This window comes from Enterococcus sp. (assembly GCF_022711995.1).
Lineage (GTDB): Bacteria > Bacillota > Bacilli > Lactobacillales > Enterococcaceae > Enterococcus_D.
The window spans coordinates 1-8,819 of the sequence record NZ_JALAHI010000051.1 but is presented as its reverse complement, the minus strand read 5'-3'; the positions used below and the strand labels follow the sequence as shown (position 1 = coordinate 8,819).

8 protein-coding genes are annotated in these 8,819 nt (G+C 37.9%); all 8 read left to right on the top strand.

Translation table 11 applies throughout. The features are described from left to right. Positions 1-1,279, top strand: a 1,279-nt coding sequence (locus Q0A12_RS05375; RefSeq protein WP_291291639.1) for a PTS sugar transporter subunit IIA, incomplete at its 5' end; no start/stop codon positions are given. Further along, positions 1,245-1,754, top strand: a complete 510-nt coding sequence (locus tag Q0A12_RS05370) for a fructose PTS transporter subunit IIA (protein WP_077451911.1) — start codon at positions 1,245-1,247, stop codon at positions 1,752-1,754. The genes Q0A12_RS05375 and Q0A12_RS05370, both read left to right, overlap by 35 nt. Before the next feature lie 13 nt (positions 1,755-1,767). Then, on the top strand, positions 1,768-2,082 hold the full coding sequence (locus Q0A12_RS05365; protein WP_002334609.1) for a PTS fructose transporter subunit IIB: 315 nt from the start codon (positions 1,768-1,770) through the stop codon (positions 2,080-2,082). Positions 2,083-2,100: 18 nt separating this feature from the next. Beyond that, entirely contained in the window at positions 2,101-3,192 is a 1,092-nt protein-coding gene (locus Q0A12_RS05360; protein WP_291291638.1) for a PTS fructose transporter subunit IIC, read from the top strand. Positions 3,193-3,800: 608 nt separating this feature from the next. After that, the gene (locus Q0A12_RS05355; RefSeq protein WP_291291637.1) at positions 3,801-5,078 is read left to right on the top strand and encodes a class II D-tagatose-bisphosphate aldolase, non-catalytic subunit; all 1,278 of its coding nucleotides are present in this window, start codon (positions 3,801-3,803) and stop codon (positions 5,076-5,078) included. 21 nt (positions 5,079-5,099) lie between these two features. Beyond that, complete coding sequence (gene fsa, locus Q0A12_RS05350; protein ID WP_291291636.1) at positions 5,100-5,744, top strand: fructose-6-phosphate aldolase; 645 nt, start codon at positions 5,100-5,102, stop codon at positions 5,742-5,744. 59 nt (positions 5,745-5,803) lie between these two features. Continuing rightward, positions 5,804-7,804, top strand: coding sequence for a transketolase (gene tkt, locus Q0A12_RS05345; RefSeq protein WP_291291635.1), 2,001 nt, complete (start codon positions 5,804-5,806; stop codon positions 7,802-7,804). A gap of 72 nt (positions 7,805-7,876) precedes the next feature. Next, positions 7,877-8,587: an HAD family hydrolase gene (locus Q0A12_RS05340; RefSeq protein ID WP_291291634.1), complete on the top strand. Its 711-nt coding sequence runs from the start codon at positions 7,877-7,879 to the stop codon at positions 8,585-8,587. Positions 8,588-8,819 lie beyond the last annotated feature (232 nt).

The following is an 8,819-nucleotide window of genomic DNA, read 5'->3' as shown; positions in this document are numbered from 1 at the left end:
TTATGTACAAAATATCTTGAACATTTTTATTATTCTAGTTTTTCGGGTTTTCAAAGGTCATCACATCGAGGAAATAAAAAAATCTGAGGCCAATGTGGCAACAGTTTTCTTTGAGGAAAGTGCTGTTCGTTTGTTGCATAAATCAGCTTTACGTTTGGGGTTTTCTTATACGAACGAAGATGTTCAATACTTATCATTGCAACTGATCTCTAATCGTTTTGAACCTTTGCCAGAGGAAGAAATAGATAGTGTGATTGTTGAACAATTACTTTCGAGAGTTTCGGCTGCACTGAATATCAACTTTGCCAGTGATCAAAAGTTGGAGGAACAGTTAAAAAATCATATTCCCCCAATGATTTATCGTTTAAGGACGAACAACAAAACGGAGAACCCATTTACCTTACAAATAAAAAACGAATTCTCTTTAACCTTCAATGTTATTTGGGTGGTACTAAGTGAATATGAACGGGAATTAGGGCTTAGTTTTAATGAGGATGAAATTGCCTTTTTGACAATGTATTTCCAAGCTGCAATCGAACGCGCACGATTAAATCGAAAAATCTTGATTGTTTGTCAAATGGGGATTGCAACTTCGGAACTGCTGATCAATCGAATCAAAAATGTTTTACCATCATTGGACTCATTTGAAGTAGCCTCTGTGCCGGAATTGGAACAGATGACTCTTGAAGACTATGACATGATTATCTCAACCATTAAGATAGATATTCCTAAAAAGGAAGTTATTTTGGTTTCACCATTTTTAACGAAAGAAGATATAGAACGAATTAAGCATTCAAACTCGCTTCCAGCGTCTGAGAATAAGGTTCTAGAATTTGTGCGAGCGCATCATCTGATGAAATTTGTCACGAAAGATCTTATTTATGTGAATACCAACTTTTCTTCTAAAGAAGAGCTGATCGATCAAGTCGGTGAAAGACTGATACAGAAGAATTACGTAAGTCCATCATTTAGACAAACAGTCCTAGAGCGTGAAGAGTTGGGCGGTACTGATTTACCTTCTGGCACCGCTGTCCCTCACGGGAATTCGACATACGTCAATAAAACGATCATTGTTGTAGTCAAAAACAAAAAGAAATTTAAATGGAATAAATATTATGTCGATTTGATTTTTCTAATTTGTATTGCGAAACAGGATACCTTTCAGACACGGAATATTTTGTCAGATATCTATAACATCATTGATAACAATGAGCACTTAAAGCAATTGCGGGATTCAACGACAAATGAAATGTTATATAGAAGAATTGGGAGTGATTAAAGTGGAGAATGTTCAGAAAAGTGATAAAGGAGTTATTACTCCAGATTTGATTTTATTAAATAGTGATTTAGCTGATCAAGATGAAGTGATCCGACATATCGTCGAGGCAGCTGAATTTGTTGGCTATGTCGAAGATGCAGATGAACTGTATCAAGCAGTAAGAAAACGTGAGTCTGAAGTTCCGACTGCGATCGGGTATGACATCGCGATTCCCCATGGGAAAACCGAAGCTGTATTGCATCCATTCATCGCCTTTTTACGAGTAAATAAAGCTTTTCAATGGACAAAAGAAAATGAAGAAATGGTTCGCCTCGTCTTTTTGATTGGTGTTCCACAAAACAGCGAAGGCAAGATGCATCTAAAATTTATCTCGCAATTAAGCAAGAAATTACTAGATGATGATTTTAGAGATAAGTTATTGAGTGAAACAGATAAAAATAAAATATATGAACAGTTGAGTTCAATTGAAATTTAAGGAGGAATTTAGAATGAAAATAGTAGCAGTTACAGCATGTCCAACAGGGATCGCTCATACGTATATGGCACAAGAAGCGATCGAAAAAGAATGCCGAAAACGCGGACATGAAGTCCAAGTCGAAACTCAAGGTAGCATGGGAATTGAAAATCAGCTAGAACAAGAAGACATTGATCAAGCAGACGTCTTAATTTTAGCAGTTGCTATCGATGTGGAGGATAGCGAACGTTTTGAAGAAAAAATAGAGATGGGGAAAACCTTAAACGTAGAGCCTGGTAATATGATCAAATACCCTGCCAAATATATTGATGAAGCAGAAAAATTATAAAGAAGGAGACTCAAAAAAATGAAAAAAGAGAATAAAATTTTTAAAGACTTACAAAAAGCCTTTAATACAGGGGTTTCTTTTATGTTGACATCAGTTGTTGTAGGGGGGATCTTTCTGGCAGTCGCTTTAGCTACCGGGAAAGCAACTGATACCGGAATGGAGATTACTAATCCTTTTATGCAAAACTTAAATGATTTAGGTGCTGCAGGTTTTGCGATGATGATTCCTTTACTTTCTGGGTATATTGCAAATTCATTAGCAGGGAAACCTGGTCTAGTTCCGGGAATGATTTTAGGGTTTGTAGCAAATAATCCAATCGGTGAAGGTCAAGTCAAGACCGGTTTTCTTGGAGCCATGATTATGGGGGTTGCTGCAGGTTATTTTGTTCGCTGGTGCAAAACTTGGAAAGTTCCGTCTACAATCAAAACGATCATGCCTATCTTGATCGTACCAGTAGTTACGACTTTTGTACTTGGAATGTTCTATATTTATGTAATTTCTGTACCAATTGGTTTAGCAATGGATTGGTTGGTTAAAGTTCTTGGTCAAATGCAAGGTGGTAGTGCTCTTATTTTAGGATTGATTTTAGGTGCAATGACAGCAGTTGATATGGGGGGACCAATTAACAAAACAGCGACTGCCTTTACATTAGCATTGATGGCTGAAGGTGTGTATGGACCAAATGGTGCACACCGTATTGCCTGTGCAATCCCACCGTTGGCTATGGCAATTTCGACATTTATTGACCGGAAAAAATATACTGCTGAAGATAAAGATTTAGGAATTTCAGCATTCTTTATGTCATTAATTGGTATTACAGAAGGCGCAATTCCGTTTGCGGCAAAAGATATCAAACGAGTTCTACCAGCAATTATTATCGGAAGTGCTGTAGGTGGTGCAATGGGGATGGCAACAGGAGTAGAAGCATTAGTGCCTCACGGAGGATTTATTATCTTACCGGTTGTGAATGGTAAATTGTGGTACGCTCTTTCCATCATTGTCGGAGCAGCTATTTCAGCGGGTATCCTTCATTTTACAAAACCAAGCTTAGTTGATGAAAAAAGAAAGAAAAAAGAAGAGAACACAGAACAAGTAGAAGTAGCAAAATAGAAGTAGCAAAATAGAAATAACAAAATAGAAATAACTAGCGAGAGCGTGGGACAAAAGCAAAAAACACTTTTGTACCACGCTCTAAACACGTCTAAACGGCGGGAAAAGCAACCCCGAGAAATAAGTCGAAATACCCCAAATTTGAAAAGCAATTTCCTTGTATTCCTCCTTATTTCTCGAAGGTTAACACTTCTGTCCCCGTCTCTTTTTTTGAGAAATGGGTCTAAACATTTAAACGCTGACTTTTTAATACAGCTCAATAGCTCTTTTTCATAAAAATGTAGAAGACCTCACAAAGGCAGACAAGCGCCACTATATAGTGTGAATGAACTCTCCGCTGATTTTTCGTCCCCTTATTTAAAGATTCGATGTTCAAGCGTTCTTTTTGTCACTCATAATTTAAAGGTCTTTCAGTATCCATAATAATCATCAATAGTGCGTGCTGGGAATTCAACAACACCTCTTTTTGAGAAACTGCAACAAGTCGGAGGATTCATGCATTCACTTGTTGCAGAAAAATGTAATATTCAGAAAGAATAATCGATTCTATACTTTACTTGTAAAAGGTAGACAAACAAATTAACAGTAGAAATGGAGATGTAACTGAAATGGAAAAGTTACCGATCAAAACAGTCGTAGAAGGGTTATTAGATTTGCAAGCAACTGGTGAAAGCGCTACATTGCTGGGGATTGGACCTATGTCAAAAAATTGTGTCCAAGCCACCCTTGAATTATCTAAAGAAGACGATTATCCTGTCATGTTTATTGCTAGTCGTAATCAAGTAGATGCTGATGAGCTAGGGGGCGGATATGTAAATGGCTGGAATCAATTTACTTTTGCAAAAGCTGTTGAAGAAGTAGCCGAAGACATCGGGTATGACAATCTTTATTACTTATGTCGAGATCATGGCGGACCTTGGCAACGTGACAAAGAGCGTAATGATCATCTACCAACTGAAAAAGCGATGGAACTAGGTAAGAAATCTTATGTAGCAGATATAGAAGCTGGTTTTGATTTGCTAATGATTGATCCTACAAAAGATCCCTTTGAAGTCGGTAAAGTAATCCCATTAGACACGGTACTCGAACGTACAGTTGATTTGATTGACTTCTGTGAAAAGGAACGTAAAGCCCGTAAGTTACCAGAAATTGGTTATGAAGTAGGGACAGAGGAAACCAATGGTGGGTTAACATCCACTGAAACCTATGAAACATTCATTTTAAAACTGAAAGAAGAGTTAGAAAAACGTGGCTTGCCAATGCCAACTTTTATTGTTGGACAAACGGGAACATTGACGCGTAAGACAGAACAAGTAGGTACTTTCAATTTCAAAAATGCTTATGATTTAGCTCAAATGGCTAAAAAATACGGGGTAGGTTTGAAAGAACATAATGGGGATTATTTAGATGATGTCACTTTATTAGAACACATTCCTTCATCCATCACTGCGACTAATGTGGCGCCACAGTACGGCACCGAAGAAACACGTGCTTATTTAAATCTTGCTGCTGTCGAAGCAAAGTTAGTGGAATATGGGTTGGTTAAAGATGCTTCTAATACGCGTGATGTATTGCTTGAACATGCCATTAAGAGTGAACGTTGGAGAAAATGGATGGTTGGCGAACAAAAAGAATTGACGGTTAGTCAAATCATGGATCAAAATGATGCACAACTCCAAGCAGAAATTTTAGATATTGCTGGTCACTATACTTTCAACGATGACGAAGTAAAAGCTGAAATCGAAAAAATGTATGCAAACCTTAAAATGCACAATATTGATGGTCAGCGTTATGTAGTTGATCATATCAAACGCCCAATTCGGGATTATGCAGAATGTTACAATTTGAAGGGTGTTACAACACGTATCAAAAATAATGCCAAATAGGTAGGCAACTAGGAGAGCAAGATGAAATTTTTTCTAGATACTGCAAATGTAGATGAGATTAAAAAAATTAATTTATTAGGACTAGTTGATGGTGTTACTACGAACCCGACAATTATTTCTAAAGAAGGTCGAGACTTTGAAGAGGTAATTAAAGAAATATGTTCGATTGTCACTGGTCCTGTCAGCGCTGAAGTAATCGGTTTAACAGCTGAAGAAATGATCACTGAAGCAAGAGAACTTGCAAAGTGGGCGGATAATGTCGTTGTGAAGATTCCTATGACAGAAGAAGGCTTAAAAGCAGTCAATGTCTTGTCAAAAGAAGGTATTAAGACAAATGTGACACTGATTTTTACTTTTTCTCAAGGACTATTAGCGATGAAGGCTGGTGCAACCTTCATCAGTCCATTTATTGGCAGACTTGAAGATATTGGCACAGATGCATACGAGCTGATCGCAAAGCTAAGACAAGCAATCGATTTTTATGGCTTCGGCACTGAGATTATTTCGGCCAGTATTAGAAATTTGCATCATGTGGAATCGGTAGCTCATTTAGGATCCCATATTGCGACTATCCCGAGTAGTCTTTTTCCTAGTCTTTGGTCACATCCTCTTACGGATAAAGGCATTGCCACCTTCTTAAAAGATTGGGAAGCATTTAAAAAATAATGAATGAACAAGAATGGCTAATCATATGATTAGCTATTCTTTTCTAAGGAAGAGGAAAAATGTTTAATAATCATGATGTAGAAGCAATCAACACGATAAGAACTTTAAGCATTGATGCTATTGAAGCAGCAAATTCAGGACATCCAGGATTACCTATGGGTGCCGCCCCAATGGCCTATGTTTTATGGAGCAGATTTTTGAAAATCAATCCAGCAACAGCAAAAAAATGGACAAATCGAGATCGATTCGTGCTTTCTGCTGGCCATGGATCAGCAATGCTGTATAGCTTATTGCATTTAGCAGGATACAATGTTTCTATTGATGACTTGAAACAATTTCGTCAGTGGGACTCCAAAACTCCTGGACACCCTGAAGTGAACCATACAGATGGGGTGGAAGCTACCACAGGACCTCTGGGGCAAGGAATTGCGATGGCTGTCGGAATGGCAATGGCTGAAAAACATTTAGCCGCTACCTACAATAAAGAAGGTTTCCCTATTGTCGATCATTATACGTATGCTTTGTGTGGCGATGGCGATTTGATGGAAGGCGTATCACAAGAGGCATGTTCTATGGCTGGTCACATGAAATTAGGGAAGTTAATTGTATTGTACGATTCAAATGATATCTCACTAGATGGTCCAACAGCTCACTCATTTACAGAAAATGTAGGAAAAAGATTTCAAGCCTATGGTTGGCAGCATATTTTGGTTGAAGACGGGAATGACCTTGAGATGATTTATCATGCCATTGAAAAAGGCAAATCTGAAGTAGAGCGACCAACATTAATTGAAGTTAAAACGATAATCGGGTATGGTTCAGCGAATCAAGGGACATCAAAAGTTCATGGATCTCCTCTTGGAGAAGAAGATGCTAAAAATGTTAAAAAATTCTATGGCGTCGATGAAAGAAACAGTTTTGTTGTATCAAAAGAAACGAGAGCACAATTTGATCACCATATCTTATCCAGGGGGAAAAAGGCGGAAAAAGAGTGGGATGCTCTCTTTTCAGAGTACAAAAAAAACTATCCTGATTTAGCGAAACACTATCAGTTTGCTCATGAAAGTAGATTACCTGAAAGCTGGGACGATACGCTTCCTAAATATGAGTTGGGAACAAGTGCGGCGAGTCGAGTTACAAGTAAGGAAACGATTCAGGAATTAGCGAAAGGGATCCCTTATTTATGGGGAGGCTCAGCAGATCTATCAGCATCCAACAATACCATGATTGCCAGTGCTGATGAGTTTACACCTGAAAATCCAAGTGGAAGAAATATTTGGTTTGGTGTGAGGGAATTCGCTATGGCAGCAGCAATGAATGGGATTCAATTGCATGGCGGGACAAGAGTATATGGCGGCACATTTTTTGTGTTTGTCGATTATTTGAGAGCAGCGATAAGACTGAGTGCATTACAAAATGCTCCAGTAATCTATGTGTTAACCCATGATTCTGTAGCAGTTGGAGAAGATGGACCAACCCATGAACCTGTTGAACAATTAGCTAGCCTCAGATGTATGCCTAACGTTCATGTTATTAGACCAGCTGATGGCAATGAAACTGTAGCTGCTTGGAAAGTTGCTATGAGGTCACAGGAAACACCAACGGTATTAGTTTTAAGCAGACAAAATTTACCGGTTCTTGAAGGAACATTAAAGATGGCCGAAGAAGGGGTAGCCAGAGGCGGTTATGTTCTTTCAAAGCATGCTTCTAAAGGAGCGTCAGATGGTATATTGATTGCTACAGGATCTGAAGTAAGCCTAGCAATTAAAGCTCAAAAAGAATTGCTGAAACAAGGAAGAGATGTTACAGTTGTTTCCCTTCCAAGTTTTGATTTATTTGAAAAGCAATCTAAAGAGTACCAAGAATCAGTATTACCAAGCTCTTTGACAAAACGAGTTTCAATAGAAATGGGTTCGAGTTTTGGTTGGGAACGCTATGTTGGTCTACATGGAAAATCAATTTCAGTTGATCGGTTTGGTGCGAGTGCACCGGGAGACACAGTAATAACCAATTACGGCTTTACTGTTGAGAAGATCGTTGATACCTACAATTCACTATAATTTGTTAACTAACCGGGAAAACACAATCTATGAGTGTTTTCTTCCGGTTTTTTAGTTAAGGAGGAATTTAAAATGGCGACAGTCATTTTTGATGTTGATGACACACTGTATGATCAGTTAGTTCCATTTAAACAAGCGTATCAGAAAAATTTTTCGTTTAGGAATATTCCCATTGAAGAGCTCTTTGCTTTGAGTCGGAGGTACAGTGATCAAGTTTTTGATAAGACAACCAAAGGTTTGCTATCCCTTAGCGACATGCAAATTTATCGCATTCGCAATGCCTTCAAACATTTTGGGGTAGCGATTACGGATGAGCAGGGAAGAAATTTTCAAATCGATTATCAAATGAATCAAGAAAGAATCCGATTATTACCTGAAATGAAAGATGCACTTAATAGCTGTTCAAAGAATGGTATTCAGTTAGGGATTATTACTAATGGACCTGCCGAGCATCAAATGAAAAAGATAAAAGCGTTGGGACTAAACAAATGGATACCAGACACAAACATCTTTGTATCTGGAAAGCTCGGCTTTTCAAAACCGGATTTGAAAATATTTCAATATGCTGAAAAGGCCATGAGGCTAAATAGAGAGACTACTTATTATGTAGGTGACTCTTTTACGAATGACATTGTGGGGGCCAAAAATGCTGGCTGGAAAGCTGTATGGGTCAATCGTAGAAATGCTACACCGGATTGTGATATAGCCCCAGAGTATATCGTAAATAACTATGAAACTATGTACCGGTTCATTGATGCTCTTATCCCCAGAGAAAATCAGTAGTCGTATTTTATGCGTATCATAATAAAAGTGACAAATGAAGGTGGCCGTTGGCTCTTTTTAAAGAAATAGTGGAAGTGTTTTGTCCAGATACTATTACAAATTGGTAGCTAGAAAGCAAAATACTTTGTTTTTTGCTGAAATAAATTTATACTTCTTCGTATATGCTAATTTAGTGACTTATTTGCAAAAGTAAATGAAAGTCCTAAATTAGTAATAGAATGAGTTGTAAGGT

Excerpts from the sequence above, each read along its gene's own strand:
- Q0A12_RS05370 (WP_077451911.1), top strand. The coding sequence starts at position 1,245 with ATGAAATGTTATATAGAAGAATTGGGAGTGATTAAAGTGGAGAATGTT.
- Q0A12_RS05365 (WP_002334609.1), top strand. The coding sequence starts at position 1,768 with ATGAAAATAGTAGCAGTTACAGCATGTCCAACAGGGATCGCTCATACG.
- Q0A12_RS05360 (WP_291291638.1), top strand. The coding sequence starts at position 2,101 with ATGAAAAAAGAGAATAAAATTTTTAAAGACTTACAAAAAGCCTTTAAT.
- Q0A12_RS05355 (WP_291291637.1), top strand. The coding sequence starts at position 3,801 with ATGGAAAAGTTACCGATCAAAACAGTCGTAGAAGGGTTATTAGATTTG.
- fsa (WP_291291636.1), top strand. The coding sequence starts at position 5,100 with ATGAAATTTTTTCTAGATACTGCAAATGTAGATGAGATTAAAAAAATT.
- tkt (WP_291291635.1), top strand. The coding sequence starts at position 5,804 with ATGTTTAATAATCATGATGTAGAAGCAATCAACACGATAAGAACTTTA.
- Q0A12_RS05340 (WP_291291634.1), top strand. The coding sequence starts at position 7,877 with ATGGCGACAGTCATTTTTGATGTTGATGACACACTGTATGATCAGTTA.